The sequence below is a fragment of the Hathewaya massiliensis genome, from assembly GCF_902143515.1.
GTDB lineage: Bacteria > Bacillota > Clostridia > Clostridiales > Clostridiaceae > Hathewaya > Hathewaya massiliensis.
Genome location: NZ_CABFVD010000001.1, coordinates 1042159 through 1065566, shown reverse-complemented (window position 1 = coordinate 1065566; position 23408 = coordinate 1042159). Strand labels below are relative to the sequence as shown.

General features: G+C 30.9%; 22 protein-coding genes and 1 rRNA gene. 13 read left to right on the top strand and 10 right to left on the bottom strand.

Features of this window, described 5'->3' with window-relative positions; translation table 11 throughout:
* Nucleotides 1–123: 123 nt before the first annotated feature.
* From FNZ64_RS04960 to dnaA, 9 genes are all read right to left on the bottom strand, one after another.
* Nucleotides 124–1638: ribosomal RNA gene (locus FNZ64_RS04960) — 16S ribosomal RNA — on the bottom strand.
* Nucleotides 1639–1671: 33 nt separating this feature from the next.
* Nucleotides 1672–1830 (bottom strand): hypothetical protein, encoded by a 159-nt coding sequence (locus FNZ64_RS14610; protein WP_185903675.1) that lies wholly within the window; start codon nucleotides 1828–1830, stop codon nucleotides 1672–1674.
* Nucleotides 1831–2299: 469 nt separating this feature from the next.
* The gene (gyrA, locus tag FNZ64_RS04955; protein WP_142413721.1) at nucleotides 2300–4768 is read right to left on the bottom strand and encodes a DNA gyrase subunit A; all 2469 of its coding nucleotides are present in this window, start codon (nucleotides 4766–4768) and stop codon (nucleotides 2300–2302) included.
* A 37-nt stretch (nucleotides 4769–4805) separates the two neighbouring features.
* Nucleotides 4806–6713, bottom strand: coding sequence for a DNA topoisomerase (ATP-hydrolyzing) subunit B (gyrB, locus tag FNZ64_RS04950; protein ID WP_142413720.1), 1908 nt, complete (start codon nucleotides 6711–6713; stop codon nucleotides 4806–4808).
* A 55-nt stretch (nucleotides 6714–6768) separates the two neighbouring features.
* A complete protein-coding gene (gene remB, locus FNZ64_RS04945; RefSeq protein WP_142413719.1) occupies nucleotides 6769–7032 on the bottom strand; it encodes an extracellular matrix regulator RemB in 264 nt (87 codons plus the stop codon).
* A 12-nt stretch (nucleotides 7033–7044) separates the two neighbouring features.
* On the bottom strand, nucleotides 7045–8148 hold the full coding sequence (recF, locus tag FNZ64_RS04940; RefSeq protein ID WP_142413718.1) for a DNA replication/repair protein RecF: 1104 nt from the start codon (nucleotides 8146–8148) through the stop codon (nucleotides 7045–7047).
* A 65-nt stretch (nucleotides 8149–8213) separates the two neighbouring features.
* On the bottom strand, nucleotides 8214–8420 hold the full coding sequence (gene yaaA / locus FNZ64_RS04935; protein WP_142413717.1) for a S4 domain-containing protein YaaA: 207 nt from the start codon (nucleotides 8418–8420) through the stop codon (nucleotides 8214–8216).
* Nucleotides 8421–8454: 34 nt separating this feature from the next.
* Entirely contained in the window at nucleotides 8455–9558 is a 1104-nt protein-coding gene (dnaN, locus tag FNZ64_RS04930) for a DNA polymerase III subunit beta (protein ID WP_142413716.1), read from the bottom strand.
* Nucleotides 9559–9820: 262 nt separating this feature from the next.
* Nucleotides 9821–11170, bottom strand: a complete 1350-nt coding sequence (dnaA, locus tag FNZ64_RS04925; protein WP_142413715.1) for a chromosomal replication initiator protein DnaA — start codon at nucleotides 11168–11170, stop codon at nucleotides 9821–9823.
* Nucleotides 11171–11844: 674 nt separating this feature from the next.
* Here dnaA and rpmH point away from each other — a divergent pair.
* From rpmH to FNZ64_RS04860, 13 genes are all read left to right on the top strand, one after another.
* The gene (gene rpmH / locus FNZ64_RS04920) at nucleotides 11845–11979 is read left to right on the top strand and encodes a 50S ribosomal protein L34 (protein WP_142413714.1); all 135 of its coding nucleotides are present in this window, start codon (nucleotides 11845–11847) and stop codon (nucleotides 11977–11979) included.
* 66 nt (nucleotides 11980–12045) lie between these two features.
* The gene (gene rnpA / locus FNZ64_RS04915) at nucleotides 12046–12378 is read left to right on the top strand and encodes a ribonuclease P protein component (RefSeq protein ID WP_142413806.1); all 333 of its coding nucleotides are present in this window, start codon (nucleotides 12046–12048) and stop codon (nucleotides 12376–12378) included.
* Complete coding sequence (gene yidD / locus FNZ64_RS04910) at nucleotides 12378–12587, top strand: membrane protein insertion efficiency factor YidD (RefSeq protein ID WP_142413713.1); 210 nt, start codon at nucleotides 12378–12380, stop codon at nucleotides 12585–12587. Before rnpA ends, yidD begins: the two co-directional genes overlap by 1 nt.
* Before the next feature lie 20 nt (nucleotides 12588–12607).
* Nucleotides 12608–13273 carry a membrane protein insertase YidC gene (gene yidC / locus FNZ64_RS04905; RefSeq protein ID WP_142413712.1) on the top strand — a complete coding sequence of 222 codons (666 nt, stop codon included), beginning with the start codon at nucleotides 12608–12610 and terminating at the stop codon, nucleotides 13271–13273.
* A 58-nt stretch (nucleotides 13274–13331) separates the two neighbouring features.
* Nucleotides 13332–13961 (top strand): RNA-binding cell elongation regulator Jag/EloR, encoded by a 630-nt coding sequence (gene jag / locus FNZ64_RS04900; RefSeq protein WP_142413711.1) that lies wholly within the window; start codon nucleotides 13332–13334, stop codon nucleotides 13959–13961.
* A gap of 187 nt (nucleotides 13962–14148) precedes the next feature.
* Nucleotides 14149–15525, top strand: coding sequence for a tRNA uridine-5-carboxymethylaminomethyl(34) synthesis GTPase MnmE (mnmE, locus tag FNZ64_RS04895; protein ID WP_142413710.1), 1377 nt, complete (start codon nucleotides 14149–14151; stop codon nucleotides 15523–15525).
* An 8-nt stretch (nucleotides 15526–15533) separates the two neighbouring features.
* On the top strand, nucleotides 15534–17408 hold the full coding sequence (gene mnmG / locus FNZ64_RS04890; protein ID WP_142413709.1) for a tRNA uridine-5-carboxymethylaminomethyl(34) synthesis enzyme MnmG: 1875 nt from the start codon (nucleotides 15534–15536) through the stop codon (nucleotides 17406–17408).
* Between the two features lie 188 nt (nucleotides 17409–17596).
* Nucleotides 17597–18316, top strand: coding sequence for a 16S rRNA (guanine(527)-N(7))-methyltransferase RsmG (gene rsmG / locus FNZ64_RS04885; RefSeq protein WP_142413708.1), 720 nt, complete (start codon nucleotides 17597–17599; stop codon nucleotides 18314–18316).
* 310 nt (nucleotides 18317–18626) lie between these two features.
* Complete coding sequence (gene noc / locus FNZ64_RS04880; RefSeq protein ID WP_142413707.1) at nucleotides 18627–19412, top strand: nucleoid occlusion protein; 786 nt, start codon at nucleotides 18627–18629, stop codon at nucleotides 19410–19412.
* Nucleotides 19413–19830: 418 nt separating this feature from the next.
* Nucleotides 19831–20601, top strand: a complete 771-nt coding sequence (locus FNZ64_RS04875; protein ID WP_142413706.1) for a ParA family protein — start codon at nucleotides 19831–19833, stop codon at nucleotides 20599–20601.
* A gap of 3 nt (nucleotides 20602–20604) precedes the next feature.
* Nucleotides 20605–21504: a ParB/RepB/Spo0J family partition protein gene (locus tag FNZ64_RS04870; RefSeq protein ID WP_142413705.1), complete on the top strand. Its 900-nt coding sequence runs from the start codon at nucleotides 20605–20607 to the stop codon at nucleotides 21502–21504.
* A 97-nt stretch (nucleotides 21505–21601) separates the two neighbouring features.
* Nucleotides 21602–22111 carry a DUF4446 family protein gene (locus tag FNZ64_RS04865; RefSeq protein WP_142413805.1) on the top strand — a complete coding sequence of 170 codons (510 nt, stop codon included), beginning with the start codon at nucleotides 21602–21604 and terminating at the stop codon, nucleotides 22109–22111.
* A 230-nt stretch (nucleotides 22112–22341) separates the two neighbouring features.
* Nucleotides 22342–22599: a YkuS family protein gene (locus FNZ64_RS04860; RefSeq protein WP_142413704.1), complete on the top strand. Its 258-nt coding sequence runs from the start codon at nucleotides 22342–22344 to the stop codon at nucleotides 22597–22599.
* A gap of 206 nt (nucleotides 22600–22805) precedes the next feature.
* Here the strand turns inward: FNZ64_RS04860 and yyaC are convergent, their stop codons facing one another.
* A complete protein-coding gene (gene yyaC / locus FNZ64_RS04855; protein ID WP_142413703.1) occupies nucleotides 22806–23378 on the bottom strand; it encodes a spore protease YyaC in 573 nt (190 codons plus the stop codon).
* Between the last annotated feature and the right edge of the window lie 30 nt (nucleotides 23379–23408).

Here is a 23408-nt window from a genome sequence, read left to right as displayed (position 1 = left end):
TTTAGACGTTAGTCTTTTCTCCCTTTGGAGATTCTACTTATTTGAAGGAATTTTGGTCCTTCAAAATTAAACAGAGTAAGTGCTCGCTACGAAAAGATCGTAATCTTTTCGAATTCTCCTTAGAAAGGAGGTGATCCAGCCGCAGGTTCTCCTACGGCTACCTTGTTACGACTTCACCCCAATCATCGATCCCACCTTCGGCCGCTGGCTCCAAAAGGTTACCTCACGGACTTCGGGTGTTACCAACTCTCATGGTGTGACGGGCGGTGTGTACAAGGCCCGGGAACGCATTCACCGCGACATTCTGATTCGCGATTACTAGTAACTCCAGCTTCATGTAGGCGAGTTGCAGCCTACAATCCGAACTGAGATCGGCTTTGTGAGATTTGCTCCACCTCACGATCTTGCATCTCTCTGTACCGACCATTGTAGCACGTGTGTAGCCCTGGACATAAGGGGCATGATGATTTGACGTCATCCCCACCTTCCTCCTGGTTACCCAGGCAGTCTTGCTAGAGTGCTCAACTTAATGGTAGCAACTAACAATAAGGGTTGCGCTCGTTGCGGGACTTAACCCAACATCTCACGACACGAGCTGACGACAACCATGCACCACCTGTCTCCAAGTTCCCCGAAGGGCACTCCCATGTTTCCACGGGATTCTTGGGATGTCAAGCCCAGGTAAGGTTCTTCGCGTTGCTTCGAATTAAACCACATGCTCCGCTACTTGTGCGGGCCCCCGTCAATTCCTTTGAGTTTTAATCTTGCGATCGTACTCCCCAGGCGGGGTACTTAATGTGTTAACTGCGGCACCGAGGTAACGAAACCCCGACACCTAGTACCCATCGTTTACGGCGTGGACTACCAGGGTATCTAATCCTGTTTGCTACCCACGCTTTCATGCCTCAGCGTCAGTTACAGTCCAGAAAGCCGCCTTCGCCACTGGTGTTCTTCCTAATCTCTACGCATTTCACCGCTACACTAGGAATTCCGCTTTCCTCTCCTGCACTCTAGATACCCAGTTTGGAATGCAGCACCGGGGTTAAGCCCCGGGATTTCACATCCCACTTAAGTATCCGCCTACGCATGCTTTACGCCCAGTAAATCCGGACAACGCTTGCCACCTACGTATTACCGCGGCTGCTGGCACGTAGTTAGCCGTGGCTTCCTCCTTAGGTACCGTCATTATCGTCCCTAAAGACAGAGCTTTACAATCCGAAGACCTTCATCACTCACGCGGCGTTGCTGCGTCAGAGTTTCCTCCATTGCGCAATATTCCCCACTGCTGCCTCCCGTAGGAGTCTGGGCCGTGTCTCAGTCCCAATGTGGCCGATCACCCTCTCAGGTCGGCTACGCATCGTCGCCTTGGTGAGCCGTTACCTCACCAACTAGCTAATGCGCCGCGGGTCCATCTCAAAGCGGATTGCTCCTTTAATCTTTCTATCATGCAATAAAAAGATATTATGCGGTATTAATCTTCCTTTCGGAAGGCTATCCCCCTCTTTGAGGCAGGTTACCCACGTGTTACTCACCCGTCCGCCGCTAATCCGTTCCCCGAAGGGAACTTCATCGCTCGACTTGCATGTGTTAAGCACGCCGCCAGCGTTCGTCCTGAGCCAGGATCAAACTCTCAATTTAAGATGATACTAGAAACTTGTTTCGTGTAGCATCTTACTCATCAGCGCTAGCTGAAGAGTTTCCTTTTAGCTTATTTACATAAACTATAAAGTTTTTAGCTATACAATTAAGTTTTCTTAATTTGAGTTTATCCACTTGCTCAAGCATTTTACTGACTTGAACTTGTTTCTTTATTTCTTTTCTTTTTCTCAAAAGAATGCGAGTTCTTTTATCTTACTCTGTTTAATTTTCAAAGACCAATTTCTTTAATTTTTGTCACTCTCTTCAAGCGACTTAATCAGTATATCAAACTGATTTTTATTTGTCAACAACTTTTTTTAAGTTGTTATTTTGTTTTGCGTTTGTTCTCTGTGGAACGTTTTTAATTATATCACCTACAAAACAATAATACTATCCTTTATCTATTATGTACTAAGATTATTTTTATTATACTTTAATTTCCTACATAATCCTAAGGTTTTAAATATATTGATACACTAGGCAAAGTTATCTTTAAAATAAACTTTGTTAGAAATTTTATTGATATGATAGTTGCATAATTACATAGAAATTCTTAATGTAGCGAACTCGAAATGAATGGACTTTCATATAATTATTTTACTCTACATAAATCCAAAAAAATAAAGGGGACAGTAATCCCCCCTTTATTTTAAACCTATATTTATTCTTCTTTATTAACATCTTCTTTGTTAATTTCTTCTTCGCCATCACTTATTATTTTAGCTATTGCAACTATAACTTCCTCTTCTTGTGTTCTCATTAATCTAACACCCATAGTATTTCTTCCAGTTGATGATATGCTTGAAACATTCAATCTTATTGCTACATTACTGTTATTTATAAGCATTAATTCATCACTTTCTTGTACTAACCTAGCTCCAACCAATTTACCTGTTTTTTTAGTAACTTTATAAGTTATAACACCTTTTCCGCCTCTATATCTTATTGGATATTCTGAAACTGATGTTTTCTTACCATATCCATTTTCAGCAACTACAAGTAACTGATCATCTTCTTTTGCAACTTCCATTCCAACAGCTATATCACCCTCTCTAAGAGTTATAGCCTTTACTCCTGTAGCAGCTCTTCCCATAGGTCTAACATCATTTTCATTAAACCTTATAGAATATCCATTTCTAGTGATATAAAGTATTTCACTGTTGCCATTGGTCATTCTAACACCTATAAGTTCATCATCTTCTTTTAGTTTTATAGCATTTACTCCATTTTTTCTTATAGATGAAAAGGCTGATAATACTGTTTTCTTTATAATACCTTTTTTGGTACCCATAATTAAGAAATTATCTTCATCAAACTCTTTTATAGCTATAGCTGCTTGAATCCATTCTTCCTGTTCTAAAGGAATAATGTTAACTATATTTGTACCCTTAGCAGTTCTTCCTGCCTCTGGGATTTCATAAACCTTTAAGGTATAAGCTCTTCCTTTGTTTGTGAAGAATAGTATATTATTATGAGTTGAAGTTATAAATACATTTTCCACAAAATCATCTTCTTTAGTGGTCATAGCTTGAATTCCCTTGCCACCTCTTTTTTGTGCACTATAAGTGTCTGCAGGTATTCTCTTAATATAACCATTATGTGTTAATGTAATTACTACTTCTTCATCATCTATAAGATCCTCAATATTTATGTCTGCATCGTCTCCAGCATAAATATCTATTTCTGTTCTTCTCTTATCACCAAACTTATTCTTAATTTCTAAAAGCTCTTCTTTGATTATGTTAAGAACTAATTGTTCATCACTTAATATAGCTTCTAATTCTGCTATTAACTTAACAAGTTCATTGTATTCTTCTTCTATTTTTTCTCTTTCTAGTCCTGTAAGTCTTTGTAGCCTCATATCTAAAATAGCTTGTGCTTGCTTATCTGAAAGGTTAAAGTTATTCATTAATCCTTCTTTAGCTTCAGCTCCTGTTTTAGATCCCCTTATTAACTTTATAATCTCTTCAATACGATCTAGGGCTATTCTTAACCCTTCTAGTATGTGAGCTCTATCTTTTGCCTTATTTAAATCAAATATTGTTCTTCTTCTTATAATTTCTTCTTGGAACTTTACATATTGCACTAAAATTTCTTTTAAGTTTAAAACTTTAGGCTCTCCATCTACAAGAGCAAGCATTATAGCTCCAAAGGTATCTTGCATTTTTGTATGCTTAAATAATCTATTTAAAACAATATTAGCATTGGCATCTCTTTTTAGATCTATAACAATTCTCATACCTTCTCTATCTGATTCATCTCTAAGGTCTGAAATTCCATCTAATTTTTTATCTTTAACAAGTTCTGCTATAGATTCTATAAGCCTTGCTTTATTAACCTGGTAAGGAAGTTCTGTTACTATTATTCTTTGTCTACCTTTGTAATCTTCTATGTTAGTCTTTGCCCTAACTTTAATTTTTCCTCTGCCTTTTTCATAGGCATTTCTTATACCTGATTTACCTAATATTATTCCTGATGTTGGGAAATCTGGTCCTTGTATTTTTTCCATTAACTCACTTATAGTTGCCTCTGGGTTATCTATAAGCATTATGATACCCTCTATAACCTCATTTAAGTTGTGAGGTGGTATATTTGTTGCCATTCCAACAGCTATACCTGAAGACCCATTAACTAAAAGATTAGGAAATCTTGATGGTAATACTATAGGCTCTTGTTCTTCACCATCAAAGTTAGGTTTATAATCAACAGTCTCTTTGTTTATATCCCTTAACATTTGAGCAGCTATTTTATCCATCTTAGCTTCTGTGTATCTCATTGCAGCTGCTGAATCTCCATCTACAGAACCAAAGTTTCCATGTCCATCTACCAATGTATATCTTATGGAGAAGTCCTGTGCCATTCTAACCAAAGCATCATAAACTGAAGTATCTCCATGTGGGTGATACTTACCAAGAACATCTCCAACAATTCTTGCACATTTTCTATATCCCTTTTCTGGTGTTAAACCAAGTTCATGCATGGAATAAAGAATTCTTCTATGAACAGGTTTTAATCCATCCCTAACATCTGGAAGGGCACGGCTTACAATTACGCTCATAGCATAATCTATATATGATTTCTTCATTTCCTGTCTTATGTCTATATGCAAAACTTTTCCGGTATTATCCATTAAATACACCTCTTTTTAACTTTACTCACTTTATATCCTAAACGTCTAAGTTCATAACTTTCTTAGCATTTTCTTGTATAAATTCTCTACGTGGCTCTACCTTATCACCCATTAGTATGGTGAATATTTCGTCTGCAGCCATGGCATCTTCTATAGTAACTTTAAGAAGTACTCTTTTTTCTGGATTCATTGTAGTATCCCATAATTGTTCAGCATCCATTTCTCCAAGACCTTTATATCTTTGTATGTCCGTATTTTTATCTTTTCCGCCTATTTCAGATAACTGAATTTCTAGCTCTTCATCGCTATAAGTATAATATTCTTTTTTGCCTTTTTTAATTCTATATAAAGGTGGCTGTGCTATGTGAATATGTCCCTCTTCTACAAGTTCCTTCATGTATCTATAGAAGAATGTAAGTAATAATGTTCTTATATGAGCTCCATCAACGTCAGCGTCTGTCATAATAATTATTCTGCTATATCTTATTTTAGATATATCAAAATCTTTTCCTATTCCAGCTCCAATTGCTGTGATTAGAGATCTTATTTCATCAGAGTTTAGCATCTTATCTAATCTCTGCTTTTCAACGTTCATTATTTTTCCTTTAAGAGGTAATATAGCTTGGAACTCTCTATTCCTGCCTTGTTTTGCTGAACCTCCCGCAGAGTCTCCCTCAACTAAGTAAATTTCACATTCATCAGGATTCTTAGAGGAACAGTCTGAAAGCTTTCCAGGAAGAGATGTACTTTCAAGTATAGATTTACGTCTTGTAAGTTCTCTTGCTTTTCTTGCAGCTTCCCTAGCTCTTGCAGCACTTAAAGCTTTGTCTACTATAATCTTTGCAACTTGAGGATTTTCTTCTAAGTAAGCTCCTAAAGCCTCACTTAATATGCTGTCCACAATACCACGCATTTCACTATTACCTAGTTTTGTTTTTGTCTGTCCTTCAAATTGAGGATCAGTTAACTTTACTGAAACAACAGCAGTTAAACCTTCTCTAATGTCTTCTCCTGATAGATTTTTATCATTTTCCTTTAAAAATCCAAACTTTTTAGCATAATCGTTTAATACACGTGTAAGTGCAGCTTTAAAGCCTGATAAGTGAGTTCCACCTTCTATGGTATCTATGTTATTTGCAAAGGAGAATATATTTTCACTATATGAATCATTGTACTGTAGGGCAAGTTCTACCATATTGTCATCCTTGCTACCCTCAATATATACAGGTTCTTTGTGAAGTACATCTTTATTTCTATTTAGGTATTCTATAAAGGATTTTAACCCACCTTCATAATGAAATTCTGTTTTCTTTTCCTCTTTTTCAAAATTAAAGTTTATTCTAATTCCCTTATTTAAAAAGGCAAGTTCTCTTAATCTTTGTGCTAAAATATCATAATCAAACTCTATTTCATCAAATATTTCAGGATCTGGTTCAAAATATATTGTAGTTCCATGTTCTTCTGTAGTTCCAGTTACTTCAAGTTCTGTTGCAACTTTTCCGTATTTATATTCTTGCCTATAAACATTGCCCTCTCTTTTAACTTCTACTACGAACATTTTTGAAAGCGCATTAACAACTGAAGCACCAACACCATGTAGCCCTCCAGATACCTTGTATCCACTTCCATCAAATTTACCACCTGCATGAAGTACAGTCATAATAACTTCTAAAGTAGGTCTTTTTAATTTTGGATGCATACCTACAGGTATACCCCTACCATCGTCTGTTACAGTAACTGTATTATCTTTACTTACTGTAACTTCTATGTTGTTACAGTGTCCTGCTAAAGCTTCGTCTATACTGTTATCAACTATTTCATAAACTAAATGATGTAGCCCTCTAGAACTAGTGCTACCTATATACATACCAGGTCTTTTTCTTACAGCTTCAAGGCCCTCTAAAACCTGTATCTGATTTTCATCATAAATTTGATTATTATCCATGTTTTCCTCCTAACTAAGTTAAAAAGATATTATAACTAGAAATATAGTTACAAAACTAAAGAACATTATAAAAGTTTTCTGTTCTCTTACAAAGGGTGGTTGATGAAATTGGAGACAAATATATTTTGCTCTTTTTATTTACTTCTGCAACAACAAAAGATTTAGGTTTATCTTCCGTTATCCTTTCAACAAATCCATCCTCCTCTGCCATCCTTAAGAACTGTATTGTATCTTGACTATACATGGTGGTTTCCATATCAAATATGCCAATTATATCCTTTATCGGAACTACTACATTTTCTCCTAAATGCAAAAACATAAATTTCCTCCTCTAAAAGTGCAAATTATCCCTTTCTTTAACACTACCTTCTGTCACATCAAATATTTTACAATTACTTGAATCTATATATTTTTCAACCTCATTTATTCCAGTACATGTAATAAATGTCTGTACATTACTAAGTGACTTTAATATATATCTTTGCCTATTCTCATCCAATTCAGACAAAACATCATCAAGTAAAAGTACAGGATATTCTCCTGTAAGTTCTTTTATGATCTCTAAGGATGCAAATTTTATAGTCAAAATAGAGGTTCGTTGCTGCCCTTGAGAACCATAAACTCTAGTGTCTACCCCATTTATCTCTATAGAAAAATCATCCCTGTGAGGACCTATGGACGTGTTTTTATACTCAATATCCTTTTGCCTATTTTTCACCAAAAGTGAGTATAGTTCTTCTTCTATATCTTTAGATTCCTTAACAGAAGTTAAATATTTAAAGCATATATTCTCTTTGTTTGATGTTATTTCACTGTGAATAACATTTCCCCTAATATTAAGTTTATCTATATATTTTAACCTATGTTTTATTATTTCAGCTCCAATTTTACTAAGCTGTATATCAAAAACATTAAGAAGTTCTAGGTCTTTTATCTTCTTCATAGTAGCATTTCTCTCATTTAGAACTTTTTTGTACTGTGAAAGATAAAAGAAATATTTTTTACTTAACTTACAAAGTTCAATATCTAAAAACCTTCTTCTAAACGAGGGGGAATCTTTTATTACTTTAAGGTCCTCTGGAGAAAATATAACGGCATTTAAAATCCCAACAAATTCAGATAATTTCCCAATCTTTACAGAGTTAATATTTACACCTTTTTTACCTTGTTTAAATATTTTAAGTTCTATTTTTTTATCTAAACGCTCTTTTTCTATGTAAATACTAATATAACTCTCTTCTCTCCCCCAACTTATCAGATCTTTATCTTTATTAGTCCTATGGGATTTTCCTACACTGCAATAATATATGGATTCAATTACATTTGTTTTTCCTTGTGCGTTATCCCCAACAAATACATTTACTCGCTTACATGGATTTATATACTGATTTTCATAATTTCTAAAATTCACTAAGTGAATATCTCTTATATACATAAAAAACACCTAATTTTTATTATATCATAAAATTATTTAAAAACTAAATTTATATTGCTATAGGTCTAAATTACTTTAAACTCCTCGCCATTAAACTTCACAACGTCTCCCCTATATAGTTTTCTTCCTCTTCTGTCTTCAACTTCTCCGTTTACAAATACATCCCCATCTAAAATATACATTTTAGCTTCTGCACCTGTAGATGCTATAGCTGCCCACTTCATAAATGCATCCAGCTTTATGAACTCAGAATTTATTTCAATCTCATTCATAGCTATTCCTCTTTTCTATTTTTTATGATCTAAGTTAATTGTTTACAAGTCTAACTGGTAGTAATAAGTATGAACATTTGTCATTGTCTTTGTTTTTTATAACACATGGGCTTATGCTACTTGAAAACTCCATTACAACTTCTTCCTCATCCATAATTTTAAATACATCAATTAAGTATTTTGAGTTAAATGCAATTTTTAAAGGCTCACCTTGCAATATTATATTAACTTCTTCTCTAGCCTTTCCTAATTGAGAATTGGACGTTATAACCATGGCTTCTTCTTGGATGTCCAATTTAACCAAGTTAGTTTTACCTTCTTTACCCATAAGAGAGGCTCTTTCTATACTATTTAGGATTTCACCTCTTTTAACCATAACTTTAAGATTATATTCCTTTGGAATTATAGACTCATATTTAATAAATTGACCCTCTAATAATCTTGATATAACCCTAGTGTTTCCAAGGTTAAAAAGAATGTGGTTAGGGGTAAAGGTTATTTCAGTAGGGTTTTCACCATCTTCTAGTATTTTTGAAATTTCATTTAAAGTTTTTCCTGGGATTACAGCATTTATACTACTTAATGAGTCTATATTTTCTTTTCTTAAGGCTACTCTATATCCATCTAATGCCACTAGATTTATTCTATTATCTTTTATTTCAAATAATATTCCAGTTAATATTGGTCTTGTTTCATCTTGAGCTATAGCAAAAATAGTACTTTTTATCATATTTTTTAATATTCCTTGAGGGATTGTGAATATCATATTTTCATTTATTTGAGGTAGATTAGGATATTCACCTGGATTCATATGAACTAAGGTTGCTATAGATTTTAAGCATTGAATGTTTATAGTATCATTTTCCATAGATTCTATATTTACTGGAGCATTAGGTAATTTTCTTATGATTTCTCCAAATAATCTAGAGTCTACTACAATTTCACCTTCTTCTTCAACTTGTGCTTCTATTTTAGTTTCAATGGTTAAATCAATATCAGAACCTATTACAGTAAGTTCATTGTTTTTAGCTTTTATAAATATACCTTGAAGAACTGGCATTGTAGTTTTTCCAGTTATGGCTTTTTGAGCATTAGAGATTGCTTCTTGTAATATTGGTTTTTCTATTGTAAATTTCATATTTTAAATCCTCCTTATCAACAGGTTAAATTTTCTTATTTAGATAGATAAGATATTATAAATATATAGTAGTAATAGTAATAGGGAGTGTTAGTATGTGGATAAGTACCTAAACCCATTAAAAACACTAAAAAAAGGCGTAAAAATTATTGTGGATAAGTCAGTAAGAAATTTTTACTGTTATCCACAACAATCCACAGTGAAAATTTTAAAAAAAAGTATCCACATGATATTATGTAAATGTTATCAACAGATGTTGATATTAATTTTGTTTTATTCTTTTTATAAGTTCATTTATTATATCTTCTAGGTTTTCGTCCTTTTTAACATTATCAGAAATTTTGTCATATGCATGAATAACTGTGGTATGATCTCTTCCTCCAAATTCTTCCCCTATTTTAGGAAGGCTCATATCTGTAAGATTTCTACAAAGATACATTGCTATTTGTCTTGGAAAGGCTATATTTCTAGTTCTTCTAGCGGATTTTAAATCTTCCATTTTAAGATTATAGTAATTACAAACAACATCTTGAATTAAGTCTATGGTTATTTGTTTTGATTGTTTATTTGAAATAATATCTTTTAGAGCTTCCGCTGCTAGATCTACATTAATTTGCTTATTAGTTAGAGAGGAATATGCAACGACTCTAATTAAAGCACCTTCTAATTCTCTTATATTAGACTTTATTTTATTTGCAATGTACACCATTACTTCATTATCAATGTTTAAATTATCAACATCAGCTTTCTTTTTTAGAATTGCTATTCTAGTTTCAAAATCTGGTGGTTGAATATCTGTAATAAGGCCCCATTCAAATCTGGATCTAAGTCTATCTTCCAAAGTTGGTATTTCTTTAGGTGTTCTATCACTAGATAATATTATTTGTTTATTTGCTTCGTGTAGAGCATTAAAGGTATGGAAAAATTCCTCCTGTGTTCGCTCTTTGCCTGCTATAAATTGAATATCGTCAATTAATAGTACGTCTACGTTTCTATATTTGTTTCTGAACTCTTCATTTTTGTCGTCTTTAATAGAATTAATAAGTTCATTTGTAAATTTTTCAGAGGTAACATAGACAACTTTGCTTTTAGAGTTATTTTGCAGTATATAGTGACCTATAGCATGCATTAAGTGAGTTTTTCCAAGTCCAACTCCCCCATAAATAAAAAGAGGGTTATAAGCCTTTGCAGGGGCTTCAGCAACAGCAAGGGATGCTGCGTGAGCAAATCTATTACTATTTCCGATTACAAAAGAATTAAAGGTGTATTTTGGATTTAATGTAGTTAAGATTTCATCAGAAATAGTTATATTTTTTTTATAAGTCTTATTCGCTGGATTTTTATCTTCTTCTGACGTAAGTTCTTCCCCTATTAAAAATTCGATATTAAATTGTTTGGAAGTAAGCATTTTCAAGGCATTGAATATTAAATCTTTATATCTAGCCTCTAGTATTTCTTTAGTAAAGTTATTTGGCACACAAAGTTTTATATTGTTACCAGATAAACTTAAAGGAGTAATACTTTTTATCCAAGTATTAAAACTTACTTCACTTAATTCGCCTTTGATTATATTCATTGTCTTTTCCCAAATTTGATTAAGTTGGACATCCATCTTGTATCCTCCGTATAAAATAATTAAAATATTAGATAAAAAAAATATATTTTTTTTAAATGCACATAGTATACACATGTTTTAAACAAAAAATAGCTTATATATAATTTTGTTGACAACATTAAGATAAAATATTCACATGTTAATAAGTTTGTGGTTAAAGTAACATTGAAAAAGTTATCAACAGTTTATAAAGAAATAAGTATTAACAGGGTTATAAGTATAAAAACATGAATAATAGTATATAAAAATATAGAAATAAAAAAAATATACACTAAATCTAACAAGTTATACACAACTTTGTCCACAGCCTGTGAATAACTTTTAGTTTTTTAAAATTATCAACAATTCATATTTAATATATCAGAAGAGCGACTTGTATTCAAGAAGTTATCCACAAAAAGTTAATATATCGAATAAAATTATTAACAATATTATACTTAAAGAGTTTGCTTGACATTATTAAAAGCTAAATATATAATTTAATAGTAAAACCCTAAAATCAGATAATATGCTTATTTATAAGCATTGTTATGAAAAACTAGTATATAATCTTAAATATTAATACATACTAGAAAGCTAGTTTTTAGATTAAAAAATATTTTTTTAGGAAGAATTATATTGTATATAGTATCTTCCAATAAAACAAAACATTTAGAAGGGGGTGGATTCACATGAAAATGACATTCCAACCAAAAAAGAGACATAGAAAAAAAGAACATGGTTTTAGAAAGAGAATGAGCAGTGCATCTGGAAGAAACGTTCTTAAGAGAAGAAGATTAAAAGGTAGAAAAAGATTGACAGCATAAGGGCCGCAGATGTGGCCTTTTTCTGCAGATGCAGAAAAATTGGTAGGGAGTAGTAATATGAACAATATTAAAAAGTATAAAATCAGAAAAAATTCTGAGTTTAGATTAGTATATAGAAGAGGAAAATCTTTTTCTAATAAGTTTCTGGTGCTTTATGTTAAAAGAAATGGGAATAATATAAATAGATTAGGAATATCAGTAAGTAAGAAAGTTGGAAAAAGTGTTATTAGAAGTAGAGTAAAGCGACTTATCAGGGAAAGTTATAGATTAAATAGTCATAAGTTTGCAAAGGGTCATGATTTTGTGATTATTGCAAGGACTTCTACTAAAGGACAGAATTATGCAACCATTGAAAGTGCTTTGATAGATTTGTTTAATAAGGCAGGTTTAATAAAGTAATGAAAAAGGTTCTTATTTTTTTTATAAAACTATATAGGAAATATATATCACCTCTAAAGCCTCCTAGTTGTAGATTTTACCCCACTTGTTCTCAGTATGCTATAGAAGCTATTGAAAAATATGGTGCTTTAAAAGGTGGTTTTATGTCAATAAAAAGAATATTAAGGTGTCACCCCTATAATAAAGGAGGCTATGACCCTGTTAAATAAGGTTAGGAGGGATTTATTCAGTGAGTTTTTTGGTAAATCAAATAGCTAAGTTTTTTGAATTTATACATAAGTATATATCAAGTGGAGTTTCTGATGTTGGACTTTCATATGGACTTACCATACTAGCAGTAACTTTTTTAATAAAATTAATTTTATTACCACTTAATATTAAATCAACAAAATCTATGATAAAAAGCTCAGAAATACAACCTGAGATGAAGAAAATACAACAGAAATATAAAAATGATCCTCAAAAAGCAAATCAAGAGGTTATGAAGTTATATAAAGAAAAAGGGGTTAACCCTATGTCTGGATGTATACCTATATTAATACAAATGCCTATATTAATAGCTCTTTATGGTGTTTTTAATGCAATTCCAGGTATACAAGGTGTTAGTTTTTTATGGATTAAGGATTTAGGTGGTCCTGATAAAACTTATATATTACCTATACTAGCTGGAGTAACTCAGTTTCTAGTAAGTAAGACTACACCAAATATGGCTACTGGTGATAGTGCACAACAAGCACAAATGAAAACTATGAATATAGTAATGCCAATAATGATTGGATTTATGACACTTTCACTTAAATCAGCTTTAGGAGTGTATTGGGTTGTAGGTAATATAATTGCGGTGCTACAAAATTTATTAATTTATTCTTTAGTTAAAAGAGAAGCTAAAGAGTAGCTTTATTTTAATGCTTTCACGGTGTATGATATAGTAGAGGAAGGCAGGTGTTTTAGTAATGAAGAGTATAGAAACTAGTGGTAAAACTGTAGAAGAAGCAGTAAAAAAGGCTGTACTACAATTAGGAACAACTGAAAATAAGGTTGAAATTGAAGTATTAGAAAAAGGAAGCAAAGGTTTTTTAAATTTAATCGGTACAAAGCTTGCCAAAGTAAAAGTAACTGTTAAAAAGGACTTTGAGGGAGAAGCTAGGCAGTTTTTAAATGAAGTTTTAAATGCTATGAATATTGAGGCTGAAATTCATATAGAAGAAACAAAAAATACCTTGAACATAAATCTACAAGGAAAAGAAATGGGATTACTCATAGGATATAGGGGTGAGACCTTAGACTCACTTCAATATTTAGTAAGCCTCGCAATAAACAAAGGTATGGATGAAGGATACAAAAGGGTTGTTTTAGATACTGAAGGATATAGGAAAAAAAGAGAAGAAACCTTAATAAAGCTTGCAGATAAGTTAGCAAGAAAAGTTAAGAATTACAGAAAGACAGTTAAGTTAGAACCTATGAATCCATATGAAAGAAGAATAATACATTCTGCACTTCAAGATAATTCTTATGTAAGGACTTATAGTGAAGGAGACGAACCTTTTAGAAGAGTAGTTATTGAAGTTAAAAATAAAGCTTAAAATTGTGGGCTGTTGACATTGCATTGGTCAACAGCTTTTATTAGTTATAAGTTTAAATAGTTATAGGTTTAAAAAAAGTTATTATGTGTAAAATATTCAATATAATAATTACCATTTATATATTATAGGTTATGTGATAAAATCATATAGATATTTTATTTTTACTGTTTAGAAAGGAAAATAAGAGATGAAAGAATTTGATACTATTGTTGCTGTAGCAACTAGCATGGGTGAAGGTGGAATATCAATAATTAGAGTATCAGGGCATAGAGCTTTAGATATTGTAGATAAAATATTTAGAGGTAAAAATAAAAAAAGCTTAAAAGATATGAAAACTTATACCATGAGGTATGGATATATAGTAGACAGCGAAGGTCATGATTTAGACGAGGTTATTATAAGCTTTATGAAAGGTCCTAGAAGCTTTACTGCAGAGGATACTATTGAGATAAATTGCCATGGTGGTGTTGTAGTAACAAACAGCATATTAAGTGAAGTTATAAAAGCTGGTGCCAGACTTGCAGAACCTGGTGAGTTTACAAAAAGAGCCTTCCTAAATGGAAGAATTGATTTAAGTCAGGCAGAAGCTGTAATTGACATTATAAGAGCTAAAACAGAATTAAGTGCAAAATCAGCTGTAATGCAATCTGAGGGTAAGATTTCCAAGGAAATAAAGGCTTTAAGAGAGGAATTATTAGCTATAATAGCACATATAGAAGCTACTGTTGACTATCCTGAAGATGACTTAGAAGAAGTAACCAATGAAAAGGCTACAGAGGAATTGACAAAAATGTTAGAAAATATAAATGAGTTATTAGAAAGTGCAGAAGAAGGAAAAATTTTAAGAGAAGGTTTAAAATTAGTTATAGTTGGCAAACCTAATGTTGGTAAATCCTCTCTTTTAAATGCACTTTTAAGAGAGCAAAGAGCCATAGTTACTGATGTACCAGGGACTACAAGAGATGTTATAGAAGAATATATAAATTTAAACGGGGTTCCCGTACAGGTGGTTGATACTGCTGGTATTAGAGAGACAGAAGATATAGTTGAAAAAATTGGAGTTCAAAAATCTAAGGAAAAAATCGAAGAAGCTGACTTAATAGTTTTTATGTTAGATGTAAGTAGAGACTTAGATGAAGAGGATAAAGAGATATTTAGCTATATTAAAGATAAAAATTATGTGATTTTATTAAATAAAACAGATTTAAATGCAAAAATAGACAAAAACACATTAGATTTTATAGATGAAAGTAAATTATACAAAGTTTCAGCTAAAACTGGAGAGGGAATAGAAATCTTAAAAAATATAATAAAAGATATGTTCTTTAAAGGAGAAATTGACTCTGAGAATGTATTTATAACCAACAATAGACATAAAGAAGCTCTAATTAGAGCTAAGGAAAATATAGAAAGTGCATTAAATACATTAAGTACAGTATTTGCAATTGATCTTGCATCTATTGACTTAAGAAATGCATGGAGTAACTTAGGAGAAATAACTGGAGATACCTTAGAAGAGGATATTATCCATAAAATCTTCTCTAAATTCTGTTTAGGAAAGTAGGTGATTTTATGTATATTGGAGGAGAATATGATGTTGTTGTAATAGGAGCTGGTCATGCAGGTTGTGAGGCTGGACTTGCAGCAGCTAGAATGGGATTTAAAACTTTAATGTGTGCTATAAACCTAGATAGTTTAGCTATGATGCCATGTAATCCTAATATAGGTGGAACTGCTAAAGGACATTTAGTTAGAGAAATAGATGCCTTAGGTGGAGAAATGGGATTAAATATAGATAGAACTTTTATTCAATCAAGAATGCTTAATACATCAAAGGGACCTGCAGTACACTCTTTAAGAGCTCAAGCAGATAAAAGAAAATACTCAGATAGTATGAAAATAGTTGTAGAAAAACAAGAGAATTTGCATTTAAGACAGCTAGAAGTTACAGAGATAGATATAAAAGAGGGAAAAATCCAAGGTGTTTTAACTAAAAATGGAGCTTACTTTAAAGCTAAAACTGTAATTTTAACTACAGGAACTTATTTAAAATCAACTATAGTTATAGGGGATGTGCGTTATGATGAAGGCCCTTGTGGATTATCTTCATCAAAGACACTTTCAGATAGCTTAATTAAGGCAGGAATATCCTTAAGAAGATTTAAAACAGGTACACCATGTAGAATAAATAAACGTTCAGTAGACTTTTCAAAGATGATAATTCAGGAAGGCGATGGAAAAATCGTACCATTTTCTTTTATGAATCAGAAATTAGATAAGGAACAAGTTCCTTGTTACTTAACTTATACTAATGATAAAACTCATGAAGTCATAAGAGAAAACATATACAGAAGTCCTCTTTATAATGGATCTATAAAAAGCACAGGACCAAGATACTGTCCTTCTATAGAAGATAAGGTAATGAGGTTCCCAGATAAACTTCAACATCAAATCTTTATAGAACCAGAGGGAGAGGATACTGCAGAAATGTACGTTCAAGGTATGTCAAGCTCATTACCGGAAGATGTACAAATTGAAATGTTAAAGACTGTTCCAGGCCTTGAAAATGTTGAGGTTATGAGAACAGGATATGCTATAGAATATGACTGCATAGATCCTACTCAATTAAAACTATCCCTAGAATTTAAAAATATAGATGGTCTTTTTTCAGCAGGGCAAATAAATGGTAGCTCAGGTTATGAAGAAGCAGCATCACAAGGGCTTATAGCTGGGATAAATGCATGTAGAAAGATAATAGATAAAGAACCTTTAATTTTAAAAAGATCTGACGCTTATATAGGAGTTCTAATTGATGATTTAGTTACAAAGGGAACTAATGAACCATATAGAATGATGACTTCCCGTTCAGAATATAGACTTATTTTAAGACAAGATAATGCAGACCTTAGATTAACTGAACTAGGTTATGAGTATGGACTTGTTACAGAAGAGAGATATAAAAAATATGTAGATAGAAAAGTAGCTATAGAAAATGAAATAGAAAGAATTAAAAATCTACAAATAACAGGAAAAAAGGAAGTTGTAGAATTCTTAGAGAGTATTGGATCAACACCTCTAAAGAAACCTATAAGTCTATATGAACTTATAAAAAGGCCAGAGTTAGATTATTTTAAGGTAAAAGACCTTGACGTAGATAGACCAAAACTTTTACCTGATATAGAAGAAGAAGTAAATATAATGGCTAAATATGAAGGCTATATAGATAAGCAATTAGAACAAGTAAATCAGTTTAAGAAATTTGAAAAAAGAAAGTTACCAGAAGAATTAAATTATGAAATAGTTAAGGGGTTAAGAATTGAAGCAATTCAAAAGCTTAATAATATAAGACCTGAAAATATAGGGCAAGCCTCTAGAATTTCAGGGGTTTCACCAGCAGATATATCCGTTCTTTTGATTTATTTAGAACAATACTATAAGAGTAAATAAGATAAAATAATTAGGATTTGCTAGAGGAAAATATCTAACAGAATCAATAATTAATATTATGTGTCACATATAGTATGTATAATTAAAAAGTGGCACATAATTTACATAGATGTTATATGGCCTTATTCATTGTGATATAATGAATAGGCTTTTATAATAAAAAAGTATATTGGAATATGGAGGATTATATGGAGTATTTAAGTATATTAGAAGAAGCTTGTAGAGATATAGGTTTAGAACTTACAAAAGAACAGTATGAGCAATTTATGAAATATAAAGACTTAATACAAGAATGGAATAAGAAAGTTAACTTAACATCTATTAAAGAAGACGAAGAAATAGTAAAAAAACATTTTATAGACTCAATTAAAATATTTAAGTTTGAAGAAGTTAAGAACGCTAAAAGAATTATAGACATAGGTACAGGTGGAGGGTTTCCAGGCATACCTATGAAAATAGTAAATCCAGATTGTGAAATGGTACTTTTAGATTCACTAAATAAGAGAATTAATTTCTTAAATATAGTTATAAATGATTTGGGATTAAAAAAAATAAGTACAATTCATGGAAGGGCAGAGGATTTTGCTGTAAAATCAGAATATAGAGAGAAATTTGACTTAGTAGTTTCAAGAGCAGTTGCAAATATGACAGTTCTTAGCGAATTTTGTTTACCATATGTAGATATAGGTAAACACTTTGTTGCCTTAAAAGGACCTTCTGTAGATGAAGAACTAAATGAAGCAAAAAGAGCTTTGAGTGTATTAGGAGGAGAAGTAGAAAAACTTATCCCTGTAAAAATAGAAGACAGTGATTTAGAACATAATTTAGTTATTATAAAGAAAATAAATAACACTCCAAAGCAGTATCCAAGAAAAGCTGGAACAGCAAATAAAAAACCATTAAAATAATAAATAAAGTTGGCATAATTTACAATTATATGATAGAATAAGTTTAATGAAAATACTTTTTTTTACTTTTATCCCATGACTATCCGCTATAATACTCCTATCTTCTTCAAAGTGGGAAAAAAGAGCTGCTACGTCTCTGGATAATGATTTATAAGATTTAGGGGGTCAAAGATTACCTCTAAATTGAAGAGCTCTGTTTATATATTACCTTGGAAATAAATTAACATCATAGTATGGTCTTTAATATAGATAAGTTATAAATATGAGAGGAGGGAATACCCTGTGAGTTTAATTCATAGGGAACTTACATATGAGTAATAATATATGTTATATCCCAGTGGAAAATATAGTCCCAAATATATATCAGCCTAGACAATATTTTAATGAAGAAGCTATTGATGAATTAGCTCAATCTATAAAGGTTTATGGCATAATACAGCCACTTACAGTACGAAAGCTGGGGGAGCAAAGTTACGAACTAGTTGCAGGAGAAAGACGTTATAGGGCGGCTAAAAGAGTAGGATTAAATGAAGTGCCTACTATAATAATAAATGTAGATGATAAGGAATCAGCTGTATTAGCACTATTAGAGAATCTTCAAAGGGAAGATTTAAATTTCTTAGAAGAGGCAGAGGCATATCAGAATTTAATAAAAGATCATTCTTATACTCAAGATCAACTAGCTGAAGTAATAGGAAAGAAACAATCCACCATAGCAAACAAACTAAGAATATTAAAATTAGATGAGGAAATAAGAAAAGCCTTAATTGAACATAATCTAACAGAGAGACATGGAAGAGCTTTATTAAAACTGCCTACTGTAGATCTTCAAAAAGAAGTTTTAAATAAAGTTATTAAAGATGGGCTTAATGTTAAAAACACAGAAGAACTAATTGATAGGGAATTACTTAAATTAACAATTAATAATGAGAATGAAGAGGATAATAAAAATAAAATAAAGAGCATTTTTAGTCCTAGGGTATATATGAATACCATAAAGCAAGTATTTGATAAGTATGGAATATCAGCAAATTATAGATCTAAAGAATTAGAAGATTCAATACAAGTAACAGTAACAATCCCAAAGAATAAATAGTAATTAAGAATTGAGAATTAAGAGTTCAAAATTCTCTTTATCTCATGACTAACTACTCTAATACCTACATATTTTTTAAGTGTAGAAAAAGTTACTATGTACAGAAGTTTATTTACAAAAGTTAGTATTCACAAAAGTAGGCTAAAATTATAGCCTACTTTTTTTAATATTCTAAAAATCATATTAGTAAATAATTTAGTCTTTTAAAATAGGTTTTATTATACACTTTCGCTCTAACACAGCCTAAAAACAAAATGTTTCACGTGAAACATTTTGTGAGACATTTAGTAAAATATTTTATATAAAAGTTATGTACAAGCTATAAAATTTTTATATTTTATAATAACACTCTTTTATTATTGTCTTTTAAACTATATAATTAAAGTAATAAAACTATTAAGGAAAGTTGGGTGATTCTGTGAAGACTATATGCATCTTTAATCAAAAAGGAGGCGTGGGCAAGACAACTACTAATATTAATCTTTGTGCTTATTTGGCTTTAGAGGGATATAAGGTTTTGACTATAGACGTAGATCCACAAGGAAATACTACTAGTGGCCTTGGAATAGATAAAGAGGAACTTAAACATTCAATGTATGATGTGTTAACTTCATATATACCAATAGAAGAAATTGTAATAAAAAGTAATTTAATAGATAATTTACATGTAGCACCATCAACTATGGAACTAGCTGGTGCTGAAATTGAATTAATAAATGTAGAAAATAGAGAAACTATATTAAAAAGAAAGATAGCAGAAGTTAAAGGTGAATATGACTTTATATTTATAGATTGTCCTCCTTCTTTAGGGATACTAACTATAAATGCACTTACAGCAGTGGATAGTGTTTTAATTCCTATACAATGTGAATATTATGCATTAGAAGGTGTTGGACAGCTCATGAATACCTATTCACTTGTAAGTAAAGGACTAAATAAAAAATTAAAGATTGAAGGCGTTATAATGACCATGTTCGATAATAGGACAAGGCTTTGTAACGAAGTAGCAAGTGAAGTTAAAAAATATTTCAAAGATAAGGTATATGACAGCAGTATTCCAAGAAATATTAGACTTGCTGAGGCACCAAGCTTCGGATTACCCATAGTTCTCTATGATAATAACTGTAAAGGTGCAACATCTTTTAAAGAGGTTACAGCAGAGTTTATAAAAAGACAAAAGGAGGTATAATCTTTGGCTAAAAAATTTGGATTAGGAAAAGGATTAGGAGCTTTAATTCCAGACAGCATAGAAGATATTGAAGAAGAAAAAAAAGCTATTATTAAAAATGATTTTGATGAAAAAAAACAAAATAATAAAATATCTTTAAACTTAATAAAACCCAATCCTAATCAACCAAGAAAAAGTTTTGATGATGAGAAGATTGCAGAGCTTTCTCTATCTATAAAAGAAAATGGCATTATTCAGCCTTTAATTTTAAAAAAGTTAGAGGATTCTACATATGTAATTATAGCAGGAGAAAGAAGATGGAGGGCAGCAAAGCTTGCTAACATTAAAGAAGTACCAGCTGTTATTTTAGAAGATATAAAAGATGAAGAAATTTTAAAAGTTTCTTTAATAGAAAATATTCAAAGGGAAGACTTAAATCCTATTGAAGAAGCTTTAGCATATGAAAGCTTAATAAAAGATCTTAAATTAACACAGGAACAATTAAGTGAAAAACTAGGTAAATCTAGAACAACTATAACAAATTGTTTAAGATTATTAAATTTAGATAAGAGAGTTCAAGAGTATTTAGTAGATGGAGTAATTACAGAAGGACATGGAAGAGCATTACTCCCTTTAGAGGATAAAAATTTTCAATATAAATTAGCACAAGAAATTATTGATAAAGGGTTATCAGTAAGAACTGTAGAAAGTATTGTTAAAAAGACTTTAAATGACAAAAAAGAAAATAAAGAAAAGCCTAATAAGAGTTCACCTTTTATTAAAGACATTGAAAATAGGCTAAGAGAACATTTTGGAACAAAAGTACTACTTACTAATACAGGTAAAGACAAAGGAAAAATTCAAATTGAGTATTATTCAAATGAAGATTTACAAAGAATAATAGAAATATTAGATATGCAATAAAGATTTAATAAATGTTTCACGTGAAACATTTATTAAAATGACAAAATATTAAACTATAGTAAGGGGAAGATTTAAGTTGGATTTTTTAAAAGATTTTATGACATCATATTCATATATAGTTATAATAGGATTAATAGCAATAGTATTGATACAATTTATTATGTTCATAAATTTATTGGTAAAGAATAGTAAACTAGAAAATAGATATAGAAAGATTATGAGAGGAGTAAATAATAAAAATCTAGAAACTCTTATAATAGATTATTTAGATAAAGTTGAAAGCTCCAAAGCTTCCATGGATGGTGTTGTAGAAAGATTTAATGAGTTAGATAATAGAATAGAAAGATGTATTCAAAAGACAGCTATTATGAGATATCAAGCCTTTGACGATGTGGGAGCAGATTTAAGTTATTCTATTGCACTTTTAGATGATCATAATGATGGGGTTATTATAACTGGAATTTACGGAAGAAATGAAAGTACATCTTACGCTAAACCTATAGATAATGGAATTTCAAGATATGATTTATCAGAAGAAGAAGAAGATGTTTTAATGAAAGCTATAAATAATTACAAGATAAAAGAGTCATCTTCTAAAACAAAATAGGATTTATTAAAAAAACTTGCAAATACTTTTGCAAGTTTTTTTATCCCATGACTATTTGCTTTAATACTCCCATATTTTTTAAAGATGGATAAAAAAGTAGGTATATCCTTGGATAATGAATTCTAAGAATATATTTTTTAACTTACTCTTAAGTATTTGCCTTATTTTAAAGATAATATTGTATAAAAGTATATAAACTTGGCGATACTCTAAAATAAGAGGTGATATATGTGAAAATTTGTGTATGGAAAGAGCTAAGTAGATTGAGGGAAGAACTATATCAAAGAGGATATGTTGTAATAGATGAAAGTGTTAATGAACCTTGTGATGCAATAATTTGTGACCTTAAAAATAGTGGGCTTATGAACATAGTAAAGTTAGATAATAACATAAAAAGTGAGGGGACTTTAATCATAGATGGAAGCAGCAAAACCATAGAAGATATAGAAAATATACTTAAAACTAGATGTTATGAAGGGTTATTTTGAAGATAAAAGTCTCGTTTAATAAACAAAGTTAGTTAACAAATAAAATTAGTTTAACAAAGAAAGTTATTTAACAAAACAAAATTAGTTAACAAAACAAAAAGTATAAAAATGTTTCACGTGAAACATTTTTATACTTTTTGTTTATAGGGGAAATTTTATATAAGATACTAAATAAAAATATTAAATAAAAACACTAAATAAAAACATTAAATTGTACTAATATAGCTATTCTTACCACCTAGGGTTTTTATAATAGAATGATAAACACCAGAAGAAATTTTTTCAGCAAGTTCTACTACGGTATAGAGCCTAGTATTTTGTAAAACCATAAATTCAAAAGCACCAGAAATATTAACTATGCCTGTAATACTTAGATCACCTATTTTAGGTAGCTCTTTGTTTAGAGCTGAACCTGGACACAATGGTTTATTTTGAACTACAATATGACCTATACTGTCTAAACTTCCAAGACAGGCATCTATAGCTATGATATATGGATTTTTAAAAGTTGAGTTAATTTCTTCTAAGGTATCTTTGATATTTTTGGCATGAACAGGTTCTTTTAAATTACCAAATATAAAAATATTTTTCCTAGATAAAAATTTAAGCTTTTCTCCTACAAGAGGACCAAGACTATCGCCAGTAGATCTATCAGTACCTATACAAACAATTACTACAGGACGATTTTCTTTTAATACAGGATTAATATAATTACATAATTCATCTCGCAACTTATAAATACAATTATTTTCCTTTGAATCAACGGTAAACTTATTCATAAACATAAATACCTCCCTTCTATTAAGTAT

Excerpts from the sequence above, each read along its gene's own strand:
- rpmH (WP_142413714.1), top strand. The coding sequence starts at position 11,845 with ATGAAAATGACATTCCAACCAAAAAAGAGACATAGAAAAAAAGAACAT.
- jag (WP_142413711.1), top strand. The coding sequence starts at position 13,332 with ATGAAGAGTATAGAAACTAGTGGTAAAACTGTAGAAGAAGCAGTAAAA.
- mnmG (WP_142413709.1), top strand. The coding sequence starts at position 15,534 with ATGTATATTGGAGGAGAATATGATGTTGTTGTAATAGGAGCTGGTCAT.
- dnaA (WP_142413715.1), bottom strand. The coding sequence starts at position 11,170 with ATGGATGTCCAACTTAATCAAATTTGGGAAAAGACAATGAATATAATC.
- FNZ64_RS04865 (WP_142413805.1), top strand. The coding sequence starts at position 21,602 with ATGACATCATATTCATATATAGTTATAATAGGATTAATAGCAATAGTA.
- recF (WP_142413718.1), bottom strand. The coding sequence starts at position 8,148 with ATGTATATAAGAGATATTCACTTAGTGAATTTTAGAAATTATGAAAAT.
- dnaN (WP_142413716.1), bottom strand. The coding sequence starts at position 9,558 with ATGAAATTTACAATAGAAAAACCAATATTACAAGAAGCAATCTCTAAT.
- remB (WP_142413719.1), bottom strand. The coding sequence starts at position 7,032 with ATGTTTTTGCATTTAGGAGAAAATGTAGTAGTTCCGATAAAGGATATA.
- rsmG (WP_142413708.1), top strand. The coding sequence starts at position 17,597 with ATGGAGTATTTAAGTATATTAGAAGAAGCTTGTAGAGATATAGGTTTA.
- yidD (WP_142413713.1), top strand. The coding sequence starts at position 12,378 with ATGAAAAAGGTTCTTATTTTTTTTATAAAACTATATAGGAAATATATA.
- mnmE (WP_142413710.1), top strand. The coding sequence starts at position 14,149 with ATGAAAGAATTTGATACTATTGTTGCTGTAGCAACTAGCATGGGTGAA.
- yyaC (WP_142413703.1), bottom strand. The coding sequence starts at position 23,378 with ATGAATAAGTTTACCGTTGATTCAAAGGAAAATAATTGTATTTATAAG.
- noc (WP_142413707.1), top strand. The coding sequence starts at position 18,627 with ATGAGTAATAATATATGTTATATCCCAGTGGAAAATATAGTCCCAAAT.
- yaaA (WP_142413717.1), bottom strand. The coding sequence starts at position 8,420 with ATGAATGAGATTGAAATAAATTCTGAGTTCATAAAGCTGGATGCATTT.
- gyrA (WP_142413721.1), bottom strand. The coding sequence starts at position 4,768 with ATGGATAATACCGGAAAAGTTTTGCATATAGACATAAGACAGGAAATG.
- gyrB (WP_142413720.1), bottom strand. The coding sequence starts at position 6,713 with ATGGATAATAATCAAATTTATGATGAAAATCAGATACAGGTTTTAGAG.